General features: G+C 64.3%; 19 protein-coding genes. 16 read left to right on the plus strand and 3 right to left on the minus strand.

Features of this window, described 5'->3' with window-relative positions:
- Positions 1–63: 63 nt before the first annotated feature.
- From JEY66_RS21260 to JEY66_RS21295, 8 genes are all read left to right on the plus strand, one after another.
- Complete coding sequence (locus JEY66_RS21260) at positions 64–798, plus strand: M15 family metallopeptidase (RefSeq protein WP_041482873.1); 735 nt, start codon at positions 64–66, stop codon at positions 796–798.
- A 126-nt stretch (positions 799–924) separates the two neighbouring features.
- Positions 925–1,338, plus strand: a complete 414-nt coding sequence (locus JEY66_RS21265) for a hypothetical protein (protein WP_018271972.1) — start codon at positions 925–927, stop codon at positions 1,336–1,338.
- 32 nt (positions 1,339–1,370) lie between these two features.
- Positions 1,371–1,823 carry a hypothetical protein gene (locus JEY66_RS21270; protein WP_016843964.1) on the plus strand — a complete coding sequence of 151 codons (453 nt, stop codon included), beginning with the start codon at positions 1,371–1,373 and terminating at the stop codon, positions 1,821–1,823.
- A gap of 160 nt (positions 1,824–1,983) precedes the next feature.
- The gene (locus JEY66_RS21275; RefSeq protein WP_018271971.1) at positions 1,984–3,627 is read left to right on the plus strand and encodes an acyl-CoA dehydrogenase family protein; all 1,644 of its coding nucleotides are present in this window, start codon (positions 1,984–1,986) and stop codon (positions 3,625–3,627) included.
- Between the two features lie 128 nt (positions 3,628–3,755).
- Positions 3,756–4,526 (plus strand): CPBP family intramembrane glutamic endopeptidase, encoded by a 771-nt coding sequence (locus JEY66_RS21280; RefSeq protein ID WP_018271970.1) that lies wholly within the window; start codon positions 3,756–3,758, stop codon positions 4,524–4,526.
- Positions 4,527–4,592: 66 nt separating this feature from the next.
- A complete protein-coding gene (locus tag JEY66_RS21285) occupies positions 4,593–5,357 on the plus strand; it encodes a CPBP family intramembrane glutamic endopeptidase (RefSeq protein WP_018271969.1) in 765 nt (254 codons plus the stop codon).
- A gap of 210 nt (positions 5,358–5,567) precedes the next feature.
- Positions 5,568–6,779, plus strand: a complete 1,212-nt coding sequence (locus tag JEY66_RS21290; protein WP_018271968.1) for an ABC transporter substrate-binding protein — start codon at positions 5,568–5,570, stop codon at positions 6,777–6,779.
- A gap of 331 nt (positions 6,780–7,110) precedes the next feature.
- Entirely contained in the window at positions 7,111–8,229 is a 1,119-nt protein-coding gene (locus JEY66_RS21295; RefSeq protein WP_244620832.1) for a GNAT family N-acetyltransferase, read from the plus strand.
- A gap of 45 nt (positions 8,230–8,274) precedes the next feature.
- On the opposite strand, the gene JEY66_RS21300 is transcribed toward JEY66_RS21295, so the two are convergent.
- Together JEY66_RS21300 and ruvX are read right to left on the minus strand one after the other, a co-directional pair.
- Positions 8,275–9,201 (minus strand): AEC family transporter, encoded by a 927-nt coding sequence (locus tag JEY66_RS21300; protein WP_018271966.1) that lies wholly within the window; start codon positions 9,199–9,201, stop codon positions 8,275–8,277.
- A 2-nt stretch (positions 9,202–9,203) separates the two neighbouring features.
- The gene (gene ruvX / locus JEY66_RS21305; protein WP_018271965.1) at positions 9,204–9,686 is read right to left on the minus strand and encodes a Holliday junction resolvase RuvX; all 483 of its coding nucleotides are present in this window, start codon (positions 9,684–9,686) and stop codon (positions 9,204–9,206) included.
- Between the two features lie 532 nt (positions 9,687–10,218).
- Between ruvX and JEY66_RS21310 the strand changes: the two genes are divergently transcribed.
- Positions 10,219–11,499: a serine hydrolase domain-containing protein gene (locus JEY66_RS21310; protein ID WP_018271964.1), complete on the plus strand. Its 1,281-nt coding sequence runs from the start codon at positions 10,219–10,221 to the stop codon at positions 11,497–11,499.
- Between the two features lie 268 nt (positions 11,500–11,767).
- Here JEY66_RS21310 and JEY66_RS21315 read toward each other — a convergent pair whose 3' ends face one another.
- Positions 11,768–12,658 carry a LysR family transcriptional regulator gene (locus JEY66_RS21315; RefSeq protein ID WP_016843973.1) on the minus strand — a complete coding sequence of 297 codons (891 nt, stop codon included), beginning with the start codon at positions 12,656–12,658 and terminating at the stop codon, positions 11,768–11,770.
- A gap of 58 nt (positions 12,659–12,716) precedes the next feature.
- Between JEY66_RS21315 and JEY66_RS21320 the strand changes: the two genes are divergently transcribed.
- The 7 genes from JEY66_RS21320 (at position 12,717) to JEY66_RS21350 (ending at position 19,108) form a co-directional block, all read left to right on the plus strand.
- Positions 12,717–13,757: an NAD(P)H-dependent flavin oxidoreductase gene (locus JEY66_RS21320; protein ID WP_080650373.1), complete on the plus strand. Its 1,041-nt coding sequence runs from the start codon at positions 12,717–12,719 to the stop codon at positions 13,755–13,757.
- An 18-nt stretch (positions 13,758–13,775) separates the two neighbouring features.
- Positions 13,776–14,855 carry an NAD(P)H-dependent flavin oxidoreductase gene (locus JEY66_RS21325; protein WP_018271962.1) on the plus strand — a complete coding sequence of 360 codons (1,080 nt, stop codon included), beginning with the start codon at positions 13,776–13,778 and terminating at the stop codon, positions 14,853–14,855.
- A gap of 372 nt (positions 14,856–15,227) precedes the next feature.
- Positions 15,228–15,515, plus strand: a complete 288-nt coding sequence (gene gatC, locus JEY66_RS21330; protein WP_016843980.1) for an Asp-tRNA(Asn)/Glu-tRNA(Gln) amidotransferase subunit GatC — start codon at positions 15,228–15,230, stop codon at positions 15,513–15,515.
- A 78-nt stretch (positions 15,516–15,593) separates the two neighbouring features.
- On the plus strand, positions 15,594–15,824 hold the full coding sequence (locus JEY66_RS21335; RefSeq protein ID WP_016843981.1) for a hypothetical protein: 231 nt from the start codon (positions 15,594–15,596) through the stop codon (positions 15,822–15,824).
- Positions 15,821–17,296 carry an Asp-tRNA(Asn)/Glu-tRNA(Gln) amidotransferase subunit GatA gene (gatA, locus tag JEY66_RS21340; RefSeq protein WP_018271960.1) on the plus strand — a complete coding sequence of 492 codons (1,476 nt, stop codon included), beginning with the start codon at positions 15,821–15,823 and terminating at the stop codon, positions 17,294–17,296. Before JEY66_RS21335 ends, gatA begins: the two co-directional genes overlap by 4 nt.
- A 3-nt stretch (positions 17,297–17,299) precedes the next feature.
- Positions 17,300–17,581: a hypothetical protein gene (locus JEY66_RS21345; RefSeq protein WP_018271959.1), complete on the plus strand. Its 282-nt coding sequence runs from the start codon at positions 17,300–17,302 to the stop codon at positions 17,579–17,581.
- A 165-nt stretch (positions 17,582–17,746) separates the two neighbouring features.
- Positions 17,747–19,108 carry a patatin-like phospholipase family protein gene (locus JEY66_RS21350; RefSeq protein ID WP_016843984.1) on the plus strand — a complete coding sequence of 454 codons (1,362 nt, stop codon included), beginning with the start codon at positions 17,747–17,749 and terminating at the stop codon, positions 19,106–19,108.
- Positions 19,109–19,338: the final 230 nt, after the last annotated feature.

Below are 19,338 nucleotides of genomic sequence, written 5' to 3' on the forward strand. Positions count from 1 at the left end.
ACGGGCTATACCCGGTCCGTGACGCCGGAGCGAGACCTCGTGAAAATTGTCGTGATCGCATGGATGGCCATCGCGTTGATCCCGGGGGCGATCGCGCCTGCCTTCGCTCAGAACTTGCCCGGCGACTTCGCGTTCCTCCGCGACATCGACCCGACCATCATCCAGGACATCCGCTACGCCAGCGCGAACAATTTCATGGGCCGGCCGATCGCGGGCTATGGCGCGGCGGAATGCGTGGTGAAGCGGCAGGTGGGGCTTCGCCTCAAGGCCGTGCAGCAGGAACTGGCCCGGCAAAGACTGTCGCTGAAGATGTTCGATTGCTACCGGCCGGCCCGCGCCGTCGCCGACATGGTGGCATGGTCGAGGAACGGCACCGAGACCGCCGCCGAGCGGCGCTACAACCCGGCCTTCTCGAAGGCGGACCTGTTCCGCCTCGGCTATATCGCCACCCATTCGGGGCATTCGACCGGGGGCGCGGTCGATCTCACGCTGGTCGATCTTGGTGCCGACAACGCGCGCAAGTTCGATCCGGCCAGGGATTATGCCGACTGCACCGCGCCGGCCGCCGCGCGCGCCCCGGAGGGCAGCGTCGACATGGGTACCGGCTACGACTGTTCCGACGTGAAGGCGCACACCGCGACGGGCTCGATCACGCCGGCGCAAAGACGCTGGCGCGCCATGCTGGTCGCGGCGATGGCCCGGCAGGGGTTCGCGAACTATGCCAAGGAATGGTGGCACTTTTCGCTGCCGGGGGCAGGCGGGCCGGCCTACGACTTCCCGATCGTCCGGGCGCGATAGGGCATTTTCCTCAAATCCGAAGCATTTTCGCAAGACGATGCTTGTCATCGCAAAAGTAGCCGAGCGCGCTTTCAACACTCCTTAATTGTGGCCCTATGAAGTGCGGGCAACACGGGAGCATGCAGCATGCGGTTCGCAGCCATCGCAATTGTTGTCGTCGGCGTCGCCGGCGTCTTGATCTACGATCGACACGACAAGAGCGCGAATTATCAGCGCGTCGATGCCCGCATCAGCGGTGTCAGCGAACAATGCTATCTGGAAAAGGTCGAGCGCGGCGTCATCACCAAGACGACGTGGACCTCCGACCTGACCCGGTGTGAGATCGCCGAGCTGCTGCGCAAGGAGCATCCGAAGTGGCAGGGCTATGACCTCAAGCACAAGATCGAGGTGAAGGTCGTCTATGTCTCGCCGGTCGACGGGGCCACGCACCAGTCGAGCCTGCAGATGTCCTATTTCCCCAATGGCAAGCCGCTGCGCGCCGGGGACGTGTTTCCTGTCCTTGCCTCCAAGACCAAGGCGAACAAGACGCGTTCGATCTGACCACCACGGTTCGACGGGACGGGAGCACAACCATGCGCCTTGGCCTTTACGGTGTGATCGCTATCGCCGTCGCGAGCTTCTATGTCTACGGCGAGCTCGACAAGCGGCTGAACTTCCGGCCGATCGACGCGCGCGTCAGCAGCGTCAAGGAGCAATGCTACATGGAGAAGACCGAGGGGGCGCGAAGCTCGACCTCCGATCTGTTGCCGTGCGAGCTTACCGAGTTGCTGGCGCGCCATCATCCGAAATGGCTGGGCGCCGACATCAAGCACAAGATCGAGATCCGGTTTGCCTACATCTCGCCGGTGGACGGCGCCGCGCATGAGTCCGACCTTCAGTTGGCGGCCTATCCCGATAACCGGCAACTCAGCAGCGGCGACATTTTTCCTGTCCAGGCTTCCAGGAAGGAGGCGAACCGGACCCGCGCCAATGACTGGGTCGACCGCTGGCTCGGCCGCCATGCGCCCAAGCGCGCAAGCATCTAAGGCATGGAAGCATCCAGCAGACCTGTACTTTTCGCTGCCCCGCGCCGGCTCGCAGGCTTATGATCCTCCGATTCCATTGCGCCGCGGCTGGCCCGTGATCCCGGCCGGAGGAGGCCGGTTGTCCGGGCCGCATGCGTATAGACCAGTTCCCGAGGAGACCATGACGCAGGCTCCGTTTGCCACCCACGACGTCTTCAACCAGTCGCCGCCGTTCGAAAATGTCGACCTGTTCACGGTGGATGCGCCGCTCGCCGCGGCGGTTGCCGCCAATGGCGGGGCGGCGGCAACGGCTGAGCTGTCCGATTTCGGCAAGCATTGGGGATCCGCTGCCATGGCGGAGCGCGGCCGCGTTGCCAACGAGAACACGCCGAAGCTGCGTTTGTTCGATGCCAGGGGCAATCGCCGCGACGAGGTCGAGTTTCATCCGGCCTATCATGAGCTGATGACGCACTCCGCACATGCCGGCGTGCACAATTCGACCTGGGCCACGGACGGCAAGCCGGCCGGCGGAGCGGCCGAGGTGGTGCGTGCGGCAAAGTTCTACATCGCTTCCCAGGTCGAGACCGGCCATCTCTGCCCGATCACGATGACGCGCGCCTCGGTCGCGGCGCTGGCCTCGCAGCCGGACATTCTGGCGAAGACGATGCCGGTCATCGGAACGCGCGCCTACGACCCCACCTTTGCGCCGTGGTGGACCAAGCGCGGCATGACCGTCGGCATGGGCATGACCGAAAAGCAGGGCGGCACGGATGTGCGCGCCAACATGACGCGCGCCGAGCGCGACGGCGGCGCCTGGCGTGTCACCGGGCACAAATGGTTCATGTCGGCGCCGATGTGCGACGCCTTCCTGGTGCTGGCGCAGACGATGGACGGGCTGGGCTGTTTCTTCATGCCGCGCTTTGCGCCCGACGGCACGGTCAATGCGATCCACTTCCAGCGCCTGAAGGACAAGCTCGGCAACCGCTCCAACGCCTCGTCGGAGGTCGAATTCCACGGCGCTCATGCCGAGCTGATCGGCGAGGAGGGCAAGGGCATCCGCACCATCATCCAGATGGTGCAGCTGACGCGGCAGGATTGCGCGATCGCCTCCGCCGGGCTGATGCGCTCGGGGCTGGCGCACGCGCTCAATCACGCGCGGCACCGCAGCGTGTTCCAGAAACATCTCGCCGACCAGCCGCTGATGCAAGCGGTGCTGTCGGACATGGCGTTGCATGTCGAGGCGTCCATCGCGCTGGTGTTGCGGCTCTGCCGTGCTTTCGATCGCGCGCCGGCCGATGCGGGCGAGGCCGCCTATATGCGGCTGCTGACGCCGGCGATCAAATACTGGACCTGCAAGAGCGCGCCCGGCTTCCTCTATGAGGCGATGGAGTGCCTCGGCGGCAATGGCTATGTCGAGGAAGGCATTTTGGCGCGCCATTACCGGGAGTCGCCGGTCAACGCGATCTGGGAGGGTTCCGGCAACGTGATGTGCCTCGACGTGCTGCGCGCGCTCGGCCGCGAGGCCGATGCCGCACTCGCGGTGCTCCGCGCGCTCGCCGACGAGACCAGGGGGCTGCCCGGCGCCGCTGAGGCTGTTGCCTCGATCGGGCAGTCGTTCCGGCGGCCGGACAGCGAGCGCGTCGCCCGGCTTGCGGTCGAGCAGTTGGCGCTCCTGGCGGCAACCGCGGCGCTCAACCAGGTCTCGCCGAAAAACGCCGAGCTGTTCGCGGCGACACGGCTTGCCGAACGCCACGCCGGCATGTACGGCGCCGTGGACTTATCCGATGCCGATCAGCGCGCGCTGCTGGCGCGGGCGCTGCCATGACCACATTGACCACCGTCATGCCTGGCCTTGTGCCGGGCATCCACGTCTTTGCTTCGACAGGGCAAGGAAAGACGTGGATGGCCGGGACATGCCCGGCCATGACGAATTGATAGAGCCGAGGTTCGCTGATGGATTCTCTCACACCGCAAGACGCGACTGCCGCTATCGAACCGCCGCCGCTCCCCCCGCGGGTCTGGAAATTCTGGGGCACCGCGCTGTGGGGCCTTCTGATCTTCGCCGCGATGTTCGTCGGCCAGGTCACGGTCATCGTCTGGCGCATCGTCGCGCAGGGCGGGGAGGTATCGACGGCCGGTATCACCCATGTGGTCGCCGACGGCCTGACGATCTCGCTCTCGGTCCTCGCCGGCCTGCCGATGGTGCTCCTGGTGCTGTGGTTCGCGATCCGCCGGACCCGGATCCCGTTCGCCGACTACCTCGGGCTGCGCGGGACGTCGTGGAAGAACGTGATCATCGGCGTCGTCGCGCTCGTCGTGCTGGTCGGAGCCTGGGACATGGTCTCCCGTGCCGCCGGCCGCGAGGTGGCGCCGGGCTTCATGGGCGACGTGCTGAAATCGGCGCAGGAGCACAGCGCGCTGTGGCTCCTGGTGATCGCCTTCGCCGTCGCCGCGCCGCTCTGGGAGGAACTGTTCGCGCGCGGCTGGCTCTATCGCGGCTGGTCGGAATCCGCGCTCGGACCCTATGGCGCGATCCTGCTGTCGTCGATCGTCTGGACCGTGATGCACCTGCAGTACGACTGGTTCTTCCTCTGCCAGGTGCTGACGATCGGCCTCCTGTTCGGCTATCTGCGCTTCCGCACCGGCTCGACCTGGCTGACCATCCTGCTGCACGGGTTGAACAATTTTGCGGCGACGATCCAGACCTGGTGGCTGGCGGGCTGAGAGTTCCCTATGCTAGGTTGAAGCTAGGCCCACCTTCGCTGCAAAATTGTTGCAGAAAAAATCCATATGTCGAACTTCGAAAATGCCGGCGCGCGGACACCTGCTTCGGCTCCGCCGCTGCGGACCTGGGATTTCTGGGAGACGGCATTCGTTATCCTGATCGCCTATGGGGTTTTTACGCTGGCAGGAGGTTGGGCCATGACGATCATCATCGCGGCGCAAGACGGCGTAGCCAGGATGTCGCCAGCTCAATTGCGGGATTTCGCGGCCCAGGGGCGATGGTACGGCGCTGGCCTTACCGTCGCGAGCCCGCTAACGATTGGCGTGCTCTGGATCGCGATCCGGAAGGTTCGCCGTGGGTTCGCAGAATATCTCGCGCTCAACTGGCCGAGCACGGCCGAAGTCATGCGCGCATTTGCAATCTTCGCCGGCATTCTGCTCGTTGAGTCGGTCATCAAATGGTGTGTCGGCGACGACGGCTCCGCGTTGGATGACCAGCGCATGTACGTGGTCAACGGGGCGGGCGGCCTGCTGATCTTTCTCATCGGTACCTGCATTGCCGGACCCGTCATGGAAGAATTCCTCATCCGCGGCTTCTTGTATCGCGGCTGGTCAGAGTCGTTTCTCGGTCCGATTGGAGCGATCGTACTGACCGCCTCCGTCTGGGCGATGACCCACACACAGTACGACGTTTATGGGAAGTTGGAGATTTTCGGGATGGGATTGGCCCTGGGTTATTGCCGTTGGCGCAGCAACTCAACCTGGCTGACGGTCATGATGCATTCTGCACTCAACACTTACATCTGCTTCGTGACAGGCCCGTACGTCTAGGGCCCAACGGCTGCGATCACGATTGGCATCGTGATGTCCGGGATCGTCTGCGGCGTGATCATCATCCGGAACCAGCGCCGGTGCGTCGCCAGCCATCGGAAGGATGGAGGATGCCAGCGGCCCCCTCGAGTGCTATGATCTGAATCAATGAACGAGCGCGGGCCGGACTGAAATCAGGCAGCGGCGGCTGCCGTCGTGCGAGCTCTTCTCATGGCTATCCTGATCCGAGCAATCCTGGCCGGCGTCGTCGCGCTGGCGTCTCTCGGCGCCATCACGCAGAAAGTGCGCGACCAGGGCGTCACCGACACCGAAATCCGCATCGGCAATGTCATGCCGTATAGTGGCGCGCTGGAGATTTTCGGCCAGATCGGCAAGGCGGAAGCCGCCTATTTCGAGATGATCAACGAACGCGGCGGCGTCAATGGCCGCAAGATCCGGTTCATGTCCTACGACGATCTGTCGGATCCCTCCAACGCCATGGATCTCACGCGCATTCTCGTCGAGACCGACAATGTGCTTTTGATGTTCGGTTCGTTCGGCACGCCGGGGAATCTGGCGGTGCGGAAATATCTCAACGAGCGGCAAGTCCCCCAGCTTTTTGTTGCCTCCGGCGATCACGATCTCAGCGAGCCGTCGCTCTATCCGTGGACCATGGGCTGGCAGCCTTCGTACCGCGAGGAAGGGCGCATCTATGCCAACTACATCCAGGCTTTCTACCCCGGCAAGAAAATCGTGGCGCTTTGGGAGAATGACCAGTTCGGGCGGGAATTGTTCAAGGGACTGGTGCAAGGGCTGGGTGACGTCGCCCACAACATCAGGGTCGACATCGCCTATGATGTCGACGATCAGCATCTGGACGGCCACGTCTCGATCCTGAAGCAATCGGGCGCCGAGGTCTTTGTATTTGCCGGAGTGCCGGAAAATGCCGCCAAGGTGATCCGGGCCGCGGCCGACCACGGCTGGCGGCCGGTGTTTGTCGTGAACCAGATGGCGTCATCGATCGAGACGGTGCTCAAGCCGGCCGGCACGGAGAATGCGACCGGCGTCATCACCGCCGCGTTCCTGAAGGATGCGAGCGATCCGGCCTGGAGAGAAGAGCAGGGCGGCTGGCACAGCTTCCTGGACAAGTATGCCAAAGCCGGCGGCAAGGATGACGCGGCGGCAGTCTACGGCTATGCCGCCGCCGAAACGATGGTCGAGGTGCTCAGGCAATGCGGCAACGACCTGTCGCGCGAGAACGTCATGAAGCAGGCTGCGGCGCTCAGGGATTATCAGGCGTCCGCCTTGCTCCCCGGCATCAAGATCAACACCGCTCAGTTCCGCCCGGTCGAGCAATTGCGGTTGCTTCAGTTCGACGGCCGTAGCTGGCAGCCGATCGGTGATGTGCTCGATACGGCGTTCGTCGGTTCGTCCGGGAAATAGCGACGATCAGGAGAAGCCGTACGAGCCGCGCCCGACTGTTGCAGGCCTTCGCTGCTTGCTGAAGCGCAAGGGCGAGTTGTGGCGCTGCTGCGACCGGCGGGCCGGTCTGTTGCGGGAGAGCGCGCGCCGCCCGGCGCGACGCGGCTACGAAAGAAATGACTTGTTGCGCGGATGGTACAGGAGCCTCCGGCCAAATCAGGTACATTGATACTGTATTGAAAGACTTTTCATCACCCGGAGCATTGCGTTGGCGTCAGACGCAGTCAGTCTGGCTGATACACCAAGTGTAGCGCACGCGGCGGCTGCTACAGCGCCATTTTGCGTGAAGATCGTGACGCGCGACGAAATCGCCGGTTGTCCCGCGTGGGTTGCCAGTTTTGCCGACCTGCGCAAGGATCACCGTTACTACGAGATCCTGGAGGATACGCTCCGCGAGCGTGTCGAATACCGGTACTTCGCGATCATCGACCGGGCGGGCTGTCTCCACGCCGTCCAGCCGTTTTTTCTTCTCGATCAGGACGTTCTCGAAGGACTCGGAGCGGAATGGCAGCCGTTGCTGGCGCGCATCCGACGCTTCGTTCCCGGGTTTCTCAGGATGCGCACCCTGATGGTCGGATGCTTCGCCGGGGAAGGGCATCTGGCGGGATCAAGCACGGTGCCGTCCGGCAAGATCGCGGAGATTCTTTGCAGCGAAATCGTCACGCTCGCAAGATCGTGCCGGGCGCAGCTCATCGTCCTGAAGGAATTCCCCGCGCGCTACCGGCCAGTGCTGGATTGTTTCGTCCGGCGCGGCTTCGCCCGCGCGCCGAGCATGCCGATGACGGCGCTCAATATCGAGCACGACGACTTCGATGCCTACATGCAAAATGCGCTGCCGCGGTCGGCGCGCTGGCAGCTCCGCAAGAAATTCAAGGCAACCGACGGTGAAGCCATCGCTCTTACCGTCACCGACGACGCAAGGGATGCCGTCGACGAGATCTATCCGCTCTACCTGCAGGTCTTCGACCGTTCGAAATTCCGGTTCGAGAAACTGACAGCCGACTATCTCCGCCGGCTCGGCAGCGACATGAAGGACAAGGTCCGCTTCTTCATCTGGCGCCGTGGCGGGAAGGTGATCGCCTTCAGCCTTTGCATGGTCGAAGGCGACAGTTTGTTCTGGGAGTATGTCGGCCTCGACTATGGCGTCGCACTCGACCTTCATCTTTATTACTACACCATTCGCGACATGATGAATTGGGCGATCGCCAACGGTTACAGGTGGCTTCGAAGCACGGGTCTCAGCTACGAACCGAAATTCCGGATGCGGCATGACCTCGATCCGCTCGACCTCTATGTGCGGCTTCGCTCTCCGCTTCCGAACGCGATCTTCAGGCTTCTGTTGCCCTGGATCGTACCGGCCCGCTATGACAAGACCCTGCGCAAGTTCGCGAACTATCGCGAAGTCTGGTAGCAGCCGATAGGCGCGGCGCTATTCCAGGCCGCTCGGATACGCCCTCTATGACCCCACCGCGGCGATCACGATCGGCATCGTGATCGCCGCCAGAATCGTCTGCAGCGTGATGATCTGGGCGAGCAGCGGCGCGTCGCCGCCCATTTGGCGCGCCAGCACATAGGCTGACGGCGAGGTCGGCACCGCGGCGCAGGCTGCGACGATGGCGAGATTGGACCCGGCAACGCCGAACCCCACCGCGAGCGCGACGGTCAAGACGGGCATCAGCACGAGTTTCAGCACCAGCGCGATACTAGCGGCGAGGCTGAGCCGGAAGATGCCTTCCAGATGCAGCCCGGCCCCGGTGACGAGCAGGCCGATCGCCAGCGACGAGCCGCCGAGCGCGTCGGCGACGTCATGCCAGATCTGCGGCAGCGGGACGTGCGCGACATTGATGACGAGCCCGATGACGCAGGCCCAGATCAGCGGGTTCTTCACGACCGTCGTCACGATGACGCCGGTCGAACGCTTTTCGGACGAGGCATATTTCGCCAGCACGGCGACGCTGAACACATTGACCAGCGGGATGATCGCGACCATCGCGACCGAAGCCAGCGCAAGGCCTGTGCTGCCATAGAGATTGCGCGACACCGACAGCGCGACATAGGTCTGCCAGCGGGTCGCGCCCTGGAAGATCGAGGTGAAGGCGGGACCGTCGACCCCGGCGCGGGCCAGCGGGCCGCGCAGCGCGAGACAGAACAGCGACATCACCAGCGCCGCGAGCAGCAGCGCGCCGCCGGCACCCGCGACCGGCACCTTGATCAGGTCGGCCTTCACCAGTGTCTGCACCAGGAGCACCGGGAACAGCACGTAATAGGTCAGCCGCTCCAGCCCATGCCATTGCGTATCGAGCGGCATCAGCGTGCGCTTCAGGACGAAGCCGAGCACGATCAAGAGGAACACCGGCAGCAGCGCCGCGATCACCACGGCCATGGTCAGCGCTCTCCGCGCAGCTTCGCGAGCCGGTCCAGCGCACCCTGCAGGATGAAGATCGCGGCGTGCTCGTCGATCACCTCGGCGCGCCGGGCGCGGCTGACGTCCATCCCGATCAGCTCGCGCTCGACCGCCGCGGTCGAGAGCCGCTCGTCCCACAGCCCGATCGCAAGCGCGGTGAGGCCGGCGAGGTTGCGGGCAAATGCCCGGGTCGATTGCGCGCGCGGGCCTTCGCTGCCGTCCATGTTGATCGGCAGCCCGAGCACGAAGCCGACGGCGTTGCGTTCGGCGGCGATCGCGAGCAGCCGCGCCGCGTCGGCCTTGAACTGTTTGCGCTGGATGGTCTCGACGCCGGTCGCCAGCCGCCGGTCCGGATCGGAGGCGGCGACCCCGATGGTCTTGGTGCCGAGGTCGAGGCCGACAAGCGCGCCGCGCTCGGGCCAGTGCGGCGCAGCTTCGATCAGGGGAAGGATGGGGGCGGGCATGCCCTTGCGATTAGCACGCGGCCGCGCGCCGAGGCAAAGCCCGGCGGCGGGCGGGCGTCCATGCGAAAACGCCACAGCGCGGGGAGCGGGCGGCCCGCGTAAGTCGGCGACCGGCTCGGGTCACGGTCACATCAACCGGCTTGGCCGCATACACCCAAAACGTTCGTGTTGTGACAAACTGTCGTTGTGATTGTGGTTCAGTTTGTGAGGGAGGTCACATGATACGCGTGAATTTCTGTTACGATATTACGTCAAGTTGTGATCCGGGGCAGCAATCGACCCGTTTCGGCCGGTCGTTTCATTGACGTGAATTCGCAAGGCTTTCACGGCGCGCCATTTTATTTTTGATTTTGAACGGAGAGCATCATGCTGATCAAGCCGACACTCGTTACCGCATCGGAGCAGCGTCTCAAGCAGGCGGATTTCTCGCCGGCAGTAGACTTTCGAATGACTCCAGATCTGCGATCGCGATGAGTTCAAGTCATGTGCTGAAGCAATCGCAGTCTTGCACATAATTTTTCCAGGAGTGAAAATGATTGAGAACCGCAAATCCTCTGAATTGAGGAAAACCTTCCGATCAGCGCAAGCCTCAAAGTTTCTCTCTAAGCATCATCTAACGCCAGAAGGCATCGATCGATATCTAGACGCGCGCGATACGTTCGATACAGCGACGATTGTCAGCACTCCGCCAAACGTCAAAGAACCAGACTTCCCGATCGTCGGAGCTAACACCGATCCGAAGACTCGGCGTACCGTCAACGATAGCAATTTCGAGGCCGACATGAGCGCGGCTCTGAGCGGTTTAGGCGTCGCCGGGTACTCTATGCGCGTGCGTCGCCGCGGACAAACTGTCTTCACCCTAAATGGCGGGTCAGCAAGGATTTCGCCTGACTCAGATGCAAAGAACTGGGACACGACTATCAAAATGCACGTGGCCAGCGTCAGCAAGCTTGTTACGTCGATGGCGGTTACGAAGCTCCTGCTCGACAAGGGTATCGATGTCGACACCTCGATAACAAACTTTCTGCCACGCCATTTTCGGGTTGCTCCGACCTCGCGGCAGATCACCCTCCGCCATCTGCTCACCATGACTTCAGGCTTTCGCCAGATCCAATATGGAGGACTAAACGACGGCTATACTTATTACGATTTTAAACAGTACGTCGAACGCGGCGTCGATCCGGCAAATTTCGGTCAGTGGAGTTATCATAACGGCAACTTCATCGGTCTTCGGATCGCAATGGCAGTCATGTCAGGCATGATCGATCCTAATGCTGAGTTTGGCGTTCCAGAAGACCCCGATGCACATGATACGCTTTGGGACGCCCTCTCGGTTGATGATTACGTCAAATACGTGAGCCGCAATATTCTGAGGCCCGCCTCCGTCACTGCAAAAATCCATCCCGCCGACGAGGACAGCCTAGCCTATTCCGCATCACTTCGAGCGCCAGGCTGGAAGGCCGACCCCTGGTTAGGTGCCGGTACCGACGCCTGGTGGTTCTCTGTCGATGAGATTCTTAGCATCATGTCGGCTTATTGGGACGGTGACGGGATTGTTCGCAAGTCCGCATCGCATCAAGCTCTTCGCTATAACTTCGGTCTTGACGACACGAAGGAGTGGCAGCTCTCGGACGGCGTACAGGACTGCTTCATGAAGAGCGGTTACTGGTCAGATGGCATGAGTCGAACGCAACAATGTTCGGTCACCTTCGCGCCAAATGATACTTTAATCGCTGTCTTCGTGAATTCACCCATCGCCTCGACGAACATCCCAAGCATCGTCGAAAGGCATCTGCAGGCAAACATCAGTTAGCGGTCCAACGAACAAGAGCGCGCCACCGCAGCCGGCTGCGAGCGGAGCGGCTGGCGCCCGTCGCCTTCCAGGCGCTCGTCCACAGAGACAACGGATCCTCTCCTCAATGAGACATGCAGTAGTTCTGTTTTGTGTGAAGACCGGTCGGGGAACGAGCGGCAAATCGCCACGGTCAACAGATGTCTGCCTCGGTTAGAGTCAGCCCGGGCATGAAGAGTTTTTGGAGACACTGATCGTGCCGATCCCCCAATTGTGATTGCCCCGCCGGTCAGGCGGCGATCACCCGCTCGTCGCCGGGAAGGCACGCGGCCAGTCCCTGCAAGGCGCTGTACTGATGCGCAGTGCGGCGCTGGATGAACAGCGTCTCGACACGCGCATGCTGCGGGTTGAGCTTGTGGATGTTGATGTCGCGCTGGACGTGATCGCGCTCGACGACGGCGCGCGGCAGCAGGGTGACGCCCATGTCGGCGGCGACGCAGCCGACCATGCCGTCGAGCGTGCCGAACTCGAAGCGGACGGCCGACGGCCAGCCGAACTCGGTGAACACCTGTTCCAGACGCTGCCGGTAAGTGCAGCCGGTGCGGAACACCAGCGCGGTCGGGCCCGACTCCGGTGTGCCGGCGCGCAACGCGGCGAGCGATTTCCAGCGCTGCGCGGTGACCAGCACCAGTTCCTCGGTGAAGGCTGATGTCGCCGACAGTTCGGCATGCTCGATCGGACCGGCGACAAAGGCGCCGTCGAGCGAGCCGTCGAGCACGGCGGCCACGAGGTCGGCGGTCGGCGCGGTACGCAAAGTCAGGCGCACCGCCGGATAACGGCGATGAAACTCGGCGAGCAGCGTCGGCAGCCGCACCGCGGCCGTGGTTTCCATCGAGCCGATCGACAGCGGACCCTTCGGCTCGCCATCGTCGCGCGCGGCGAGCACGGCTTCGCGCGACAGCGCCGCCATGCGCTGCGCATAGGGCAACAGGCGGCGGCCGGCGCCGGTCAGCGACATGCCGCGGCTGTGGCGCTCGAACAGTGCGGTGCCGATCTCGGCCTCCAGCGCCTTGATGCGCTGGGTGACGTTGGATTGCACGGTGTTCAGCTCGTCGGCGGCCCGGGTGATGCCGCCGAGCCGGGCGACCGTGGAAAAGGTGAGCAGGTCGGTCAATTCCATCTGGGACCACCGTTCTGATTTAGAGATGGTAGCGTTCTCTAGTATTCATTATCCGAGAATGTTAGGCCCGCTTAGGCTGCAAGTCCAGAACAGCAAGTCCAGAACAGGGAGCAAGCGCATGCCGATCAGCACCGAATTGACGGCACGTCTGGGCATCGAGCATCCGATCCTGCTCGCGCCGATGGACACGATTGCCGGCAGCGGGCTGGTCAAGGCGGTCAGCGATGCCGGCGGCTTCGGCATTCTGGGCGGCGGCTACGGCGACAAGACGCGGCTGCAGACCGAGACCGCGAAGCTGAAGGGGTTTGCAAAGCCGTTCGGCATCGGCTTCATCACCTGGAGCCTCGCCAGGCAGCCCGAGCTGATCGACATCGCGCTGGAGGCGAGGCCGCGCGCGGTGATGCTGTCATTCGGCGATCCCGCGCCATTCGCGCCGAAGATCAAGGCCGCAGGCGCGCTGCTGATCTGCCAGGTGCAGAGCGAGGAGATGGCACAGCAGGCGCTCGATTGCGGCGCCGATATCCTGATCGCGCAGGGCACCGAGGCGGGCGGTCACGGCGCATCGCGCACCACGCTCGACATCGTGCCGGCGATCATCGATTTCGCGGCGAGGCGCGTGCCTGTCGTCGCGGCCGGCGGCATCGCGGACGGCCGGGGCCTCGCGGCGATGATGATGCTCGGCGCATCCGGCGTGCTGATGGGAACGCGCTTCTACGCCAGCGTCGAGGCCGACGCGGCCGAGCAGGCCAAACAGCTGATCTGCGCGGCAAGGAGCGGCGAGACGGTGCGCGGCGTGGTGTTCGACTGGTCGCGCAAGCTGATGTGGCCGGCGCCATTCACCGCGCGTTCGCTTGCCAACGATCATCTGCGGCGCTGGAGCGGGCGCGAGATCGAGCTGATGCAGCGTGCGGACAAGGTCGCGGTGGAGTATGCCGCCGCAAAGGCCGCGGCCAATTTCGATGTCGCCGCGGTGTTTGCCGGCGAGTCCGTCGGCCTGATCCATGATATCGTCCCGGCGGCCGAGATCGTCGGCCGTATCGTCGCCGAGGCCGAGCAATCGTTGCAGGGCCGGCGCAACTCTCTTTCCTCTTTGACCTGAACAAGCGCGAGACACACCATGTGGCCGGACCGCCGGATTATCGACCTCTTCAAGACTGAATTCCCGATCGTGCTGGGGCCGATGGCGGGCGTGATGGATGCGGAGCTTGCGACTGCGGTCGCACAGGGCGGCGGCGTCGCCTCGCTGCCGTGTGCGATGATCACGCCGGACAAGGCGCGCGAACAGGTCCACATCTTCCGCCAGCGCGTTTCGGCACCGATCAACCTGAACTTCTTTTGTCACAAGGCGGTCGACGCCGATCCGGCGCGCGAAGCGATCTGGCGGCAGCGGCTCGCACCCTATTATCGGGAGCACGGGCTCGACCCGAACGCGCAAATCAATGCCGCGAACCGCGCGCCGTTCGATGCCGCGTTCTGCGCTGTTGTCGAGGAGCTGAAGCCCGAGATCGTCAGCTTCCATTTCGGCCTGCCGGAGCCGAAGCTGCTTGAGCGCGTGAAGGCGACCGGCGCCGTCATCCTGTCGTCGGCGACGACGGTCAAGGAGGCGATCTGGCTCGAGGAGAACGGCGCCGATGTCATCATCGCGCAGGGTGCGGAGGCCGGCGGCCATCGCGGCATGTTCCTGACCGAGAACATCGCCCAGCAGCCGGGCACTTTCGCGCTGGTGCCGCAGGTGGTCGATGCGGTGAGGGTGCCCGTCATCGCAGCCGGCGGCATCGCTGACGGGCGCGGGATCGCGGCGGCGTTCGCGCTCGGCGCATCAGGTGTGCAGATCGGCACCGCCTATTTGCGCTGCCCGGAGTCCAAGGTCATTCCGGCGGCGCGGGTGATGCTGGCGCAGGCGAGCGACGAATCGACCGTCATCACCAATGTGATGACCGGCCGCCCGGCGCGCGGCGTCGCCAACCGTCTGATGCGCGAGGTCGGGCCGATCTCGCCCGACGCGCCGGCGTTCCCGCATGCCGCGACCGCCCTCGGACCGCTCAAGGTGGCGGCCGAAAAGCTCGGCAAGGTCGATTTCACCAATCTGTGGGCCGGGCAGGCAGTGCGGATGGGCAAGGAAATGCCGGCGGCCGACTTGACCCGGGCGCTGGCCGGCGCCGCGTTGGCGCGGATGGGGACTCTGTCTCAGGCCTGACGCGCGAGCTCTTTCAGACGAGGCAGGCCACGTAGAGGATCGCGAACCCCAGCGCCGTGCCGATCGACCACAGGGCGGGGTCCCAGCCCTCCGGGCGGGGGCTGCCGTTGAGCATTGACATGACGCGCTCCGAACTTTTTGTTTGGATCAAGTAGGCGCCGTGAATGTTTCGGGACCACTTCGCGGCGGCCGCGAAGTGGTTTCGTCATGCGTTTCGCAGCCGAAATGCGTGGCAGGATGTCTTCCCCGGTCGCCGGATGGCTCCAAAGCCCCGTTGGCGGGCAAATTCACGCGGTTGCGGCGCAAAACCGGCCTCTGCTATACGGCAGGCTGACCTTTCAGCCTGACCTTTCAGCCCCGAGGCCCTATATAATGTCCGTAGACGCCACGACCGTCCGCCGCATCGCGCATCTGGCGCGGATCGCGGTCAGTGACGCCGAAGTTCCCCATCTCCAGGGCGAGCTGAACGCGATGCTGGCCTTTGTGGAGCAGCTGTCGGAAGTGAATATCGACGGTGTCGAGCCGATGACCTCGGTGACGCCGATGGAGATGAGGAAGCGCGCCGACGTGGTCAATGACGGCGAGATCGCCGACGTCATCGTCCGCAACGCGCCCGACACCGTGAACGACTTCTTCCTGGTGCCGAAGGTGGTCGAGTAACGTAAGCATCGCATTTTCAAGCGAAGTGGATACCGGTTCGCGTGAAGAAAACGCGTCAAACAAAAGCGACAAAGTCCAATGTGTCTGCTGTGCGACGATGAGAAGGCCTACAAGGCCTATATGGACTTCCTCGATGCCATGGAGCGCAAGGGGAAGGTCGCCGATCCCAACGCGGCGATGGACGCCGTGCTCGACCATCTCGAGGCGCTCGACGCCGAGCGAGCCAAGGAAAATGCCAAAGCCCGGCAGGACGACCCCGCCAACGACAAGACCCTGTCTCCGTTCTTCTGCAGCCCGATCAATAAATGACTGATTTGACATCGCTGACGATCGCCGAGGCCCGCGAGGGCCTGGCGAGCAAGTCTTTCACCGCTCGCGAACTGACCGATGCGCATCTCGCCGCGATCGAAGCCGCGCGCGTGCTCAATGCCTATGTGCTCGAGACGCCCGACCGCGCCCGCGAGATGGCCAAGGCCGCCGACGCGAAAATTGCGAAAGGCGAGGGCGGTCCTCTCGCCGGCATCCCGCTCGGCATCAAGGACCTGTTCGCGACCCGCGACATCAGGACGACCGCGTGCTCGAAAATCCTCGGCAATTTCATTCCGCCCTACGAGTCGACGGTGACTTCGCAGCTGTGGCGCGACGGTGCGGTGCTGCTCGGCAAACTCAACAATGACGAGTTCGCGATGGGCTCGTCGAACGAGACCTCGTGCTTCGGCCCGGTCACAAACCCGTGGCGGCGCGAGGGCTCCAACACCACGCTGGTGCCGGGCGGCTCGTCCGGCGGCTCGGCTTCGGCGGTGGCGGCGGCTCTCTGCATGGGCGCGACCGCGACCGACACCGGCGGCTCGATCCGCCAGCCCGCCGCGTTCACCGCAACCGTCGGCATCAAGCCGACCTATGGCCGCTGCTCGCGCTGGGGCATCGTCGCGTTTGCGTCCTCGCTCGACCAGGCCGGCCCGATCGCGCGCTCGACGCGCGATGCCGCGATCCTGATGCGCTCGATGGCGGGGCACGATCCCAAGGACACCACGTCGGTCGACATCGCCGTGCCGGATTACGAGGCCGCGGTCGGCAAGTCCGTGAAGGGCATGAAGATCGGCATCCCCAGGGAATATCGGCTCGACGGAATGCCGGCCGAGATCGAAAAGCTCTGGAGCGAGGGCGCGCAGTGGCTGAAGGCCGCCGGCGCCGAGCTCGTCGAGGTGTCGCTGCCGCACACCAAATATGCGCTGCCGGCCTATTACATCGTGGCGCCGGCCGAGGCCTCGTCGAACCTCGCGCGCTATGACGGCGTGCGCTACGGGCTGCGCGAACCGGGCAGGAACATCATCGAGATGTACGAGAACACCCGCGCCGATGGTTTTGGCGCCGAAGTGCGCCGCCGCGTGCTGATCGGCACCTATGTGCTGTCGGCCGGCTACTACGACGCCTATTATCTGCGTGCGCAGAAGGTGCGGACGCTGATCAAGAAGGACTTCGAGGACTGCTTCGCCAAGGGCGTGAATGCGATCCTGACGCCGGCGACACCGTCGGCGGCGTTCGGCATCGGCGAGAAGGGCGGCGCCGATCCGGTCGAAATGTATCTCAACGACATCTTCACGGTGACCGTGAACATGGCGGGCCTGCCGGGCATCGCCGTGCCCGCCGGCAAGGACTCGCAAGGCCTGCCGCTCGGCCTGCAACTGATCGGCCGCCCGTTCGACGAGGAGACGCTGTTCTCGCTCGGCGAGGTGATCGAGCAGGCCGCGGGCCGCTTCACGGCGCCCAAATGGTGGTGAGCGATGGCGGATTTCCGCGCCAGTCTCGCTGACACCGCGCCTGATGCGGCGCTGTCACCGCCGCTCGCCGCGTTGTGGTGGACGAAGAAGGGCGATTGGGATCAGGCGCACCGCATCGTGCAGGACGAGAGCGACGCCAACTCGGCCTGGGTGCATGCCCATCTGCATCGCGTCGAGGGCGATCTCGGCAATGCCGGCTACTGGTATCGCCAGGCCGGCCAGCCGGTCGCAAAGGACACGCTCGAGGCCGAGTGGGAGCGGATCGTTGCCACGCTGCTGGCGTAGCGCGGCTAAAGGACGCCGGTGCGGAGGCACCGCGAGCATTAACCCTGTTTCGGCCGCCATGCCGCCGCCCAGATTGGCCGTGATAGGCTTATGGAACCGGGCGGGGGCCAGCGGCAAAAGAGAGTATTCGTGCGTGGGTCGGGCATAGGGGGATGGCTGTCGGCAATGCTGGTGGCCGTGGTGGCGGCGGGCCTTGCCGGCTGCGCCTCCGTCTACAATCTGCCCGGCAATGTGCCGCTCGGCGCCGCGCTCGCCGACAACAGCAGCGCCCGCGACATTCCGGCCTACGAAGATGATCTGCTGCTCGCGCTGTCGTTCTCCGGCGGCGGCACCCGCGCGGCGGCGTTTTCGTTCGGCGTGCTGGAGGAGCTTGACCATACGCGTTCGAGCGCGGCGGGCACCAAGACGCTGCTCGACCGCGTCGACTTCGTCTCCGGCGTCTCCGGTGGATCGGTCACCGCCGCCTATTTCGGATTGAAGCGCCGCGCGGCGCTCGACGATTTCCGCCAGCGCTTCCTGCTGCGCAACGCCGAGGAGGGACTGAAGACCCGGATCTCGCTCGGCAATATCGGGCGCGCGCTCGGCGGCGGCGTCAACGACAGCCAGTTCACCGACTGGCTCGATCAGAATTTGTTCGACGGCGCGCGGTTCGAGGCATTGGCCGACGATCGCCGGCCGCGGGTCTGGATCAACGCGTCGGATATCTACAACCGCACGCCATTCGTGTTCGGCAAGACATCGTTCGATGCCTTGTGCAGCGACATCAGGTCGTATCGTGTCGCCGAAGCGGTGGCGGCATCCGCCGCGGTGCCGCTGGCATTCGCCCCGATCGTGCTGCAAACCTATCCCGGCGGTTGCGCCGCGCCGCTGCCGGCCTGGCTCGAGCGGGTGCGCAACGATCCGAATGCCCAGCCGTTGCTGCGCGCCTATGCGGAGGCCCAGGCGCATTACCGCGACGGCTCGATGCGCTACGTCAAGCTGCTCGATGGCGGCCTCGTCGACAATTACGGCCTGTCGGGGCTGAGCATCGGCTTGCTCGCCGCGCAGCGTCCGTACGAGCCGCTGAACGAACGGCAGGCGGCCAAGCTGAAGCGCATCCTGTTCCTGGTGGTCGACGCCGGCCGCGGCATCTCCGGCGACTTCGTGCAGACGCTCGAAGGGCCGAGCGGCGTCGAACTGGTGTCCGCAGCCGCCGACACCGCGATCGATGCCAGCGTGCGCTCCAGCTACGCCGCCTTCACGGCGCTCGCCGAGGACTGGTCCGGCAAGCTGAAGCGCTGGCGCTGCGGGCTGTCGGCGGCGGAGCGCAGCCGGCTCGGCGTCGGCGCCGGCTGGAAATGCGGTGACGTCGCGATCTATGTCGAGCGGCTCGGCTTCGACCGGCTCGGACCGGACCGCGCCGGCATCCTGAACGCGATCCCGACGCGGCTGTCGCTGCCGCCGGAGCAGGTCGACCAGCTGATCGCGGGCGGCGCCGACGCGCTGCGCTCGAGCAAGGCCTATCAGCAGTTCCGGCGCGGGCTCTAGATTTCGGCCGCCCATCGACACCGTCTATCCTCATCCCCGCGCAAAGGCTTCGCCTTTGTCGCTGGAGGAGCTTGCGAAGCAAGCGTCTCGAAGGATGTAGGTCGCCGGCGGGGCCTCATGGTTCGAGACGCGCGTTCCGCGCTCCTCACCATGAGGGGGTCCATAGGTGCAAGGCGGCTTGACTGGCGCGATTGGTTGCGCGAAGCCCAATCCATCCCAGATATCCTTTA

Source organism: Bradyrhizobium elkanii USDA 76 (genome assembly GCF_023278185.1).
GTDB lineage: Bacteria > Pseudomonadota > Alphaproteobacteria > Rhizobiales > Xanthobacteraceae > Bradyrhizobium > Bradyrhizobium elkanii.

Excerpts from the sequence above, each read along its gene's own strand:
- JEY66_RS21300 (WP_018271966.1), bottom strand. The coding sequence starts at position 9,201 with ATGGCCGTGGTGATCGCGGCGCTGCTGCCGGTGTTCCTCTTGATCGTG.
- JEY66_RS21260 (WP_041482873.1), top strand. The coding sequence starts at position 64 with ATGGCCATCGCGTTGATCCCGGGGGCGATCGCGCCTGCCTTCGCTCAG.
- JEY66_RS21315 (WP_016843973.1), bottom strand. The coding sequence starts at position 12,658 with ATGGAATTGACCGACCTGCTCACCTTTTCCACGGTCGCCCGGCTCGGC.
- JEY66_RS21310 (WP_018271964.1), top strand. The coding sequence starts at position 10,219 with ATGATTGAGAACCGCAAATCCTCTGAATTGAGGAAAACCTTCCGATCA.
- JEY66_RS21345 (WP_018271959.1), top strand. The coding sequence starts at position 17,300 with ATGGCGGATTTCCGCGCCAGTCTCGCTGACACCGCGCCTGATGCGGCG.
- JEY66_RS21325 (WP_018271962.1), top strand. The coding sequence starts at position 13,776 with ATGTGGCCGGACCGCCGGATTATCGACCTCTTCAAGACTGAATTCCCG.
- JEY66_RS21320 (WP_080650373.1), top strand. The coding sequence starts at position 12,717 with ATGTTAGGCCCGCTTAGGCTGCAAGTCCAGAACAGCAAGTCCAGAACA.
- JEY66_RS21275 (WP_018271971.1), top strand. The coding sequence starts at position 1,984 with ATGACGCAGGCTCCGTTTGCCACCCACGACGTCTTCAACCAGTCGCCG.
- JEY66_RS21270 (WP_016843964.1), top strand. The coding sequence starts at position 1,371 with ATGCGCCTTGGCCTTTACGGTGTGATCGCTATCGCCGTCGCGAGCTTC.
- JEY66_RS21350 (WP_016843984.1), top strand. The coding sequence starts at position 17,747 with ATGCTGGTGGCCGTGGTGGCGGCGGGCCTTGCCGGCTGCGCCTCCGTC.
- gatA (WP_018271960.1), top strand. The coding sequence starts at position 15,821 with ATGACTGATTTGACATCGCTGACGATCGCCGAGGCCCGCGAGGGCCTG.
- JEY66_RS21280 (WP_018271970.1), top strand. The coding sequence starts at position 3,756 with ATGGATTCTCTCACACCGCAAGACGCGACTGCCGCTATCGAACCGCCG.
- JEY66_RS21290 (WP_018271968.1), top strand. The coding sequence starts at position 5,568 with ATGGCTATCCTGATCCGAGCAATCCTGGCCGGCGTCGTCGCGCTGGCG.
- gatC (WP_016843980.1), top strand. The coding sequence starts at position 15,228 with ATGTCCGTAGACGCCACGACCGTCCGCCGCATCGCGCATCTGGCGCGG.
- JEY66_RS21265 (WP_018271972.1), top strand. The coding sequence starts at position 925 with ATGCGGTTCGCAGCCATCGCAATTGTTGTCGTCGGCGTCGCCGGCGTC.
- JEY66_RS21285 (WP_018271969.1), top strand. The coding sequence starts at position 4,593 with ATGTCGAACTTCGAAAATGCCGGCGCGCGGACACCTGCTTCGGCTCCG.
- ruvX (WP_018271965.1), bottom strand. The coding sequence starts at position 9,686 with ATGCCCGCCCCCATCCTTCCCCTGATCGAAGCTGCGCCGCACTGGCCC.
- JEY66_RS21335 (WP_016843981.1), top strand. The coding sequence starts at position 15,594 with ATGTGTCTGCTGTGCGACGATGAGAAGGCCTACAAGGCCTATATGGAC.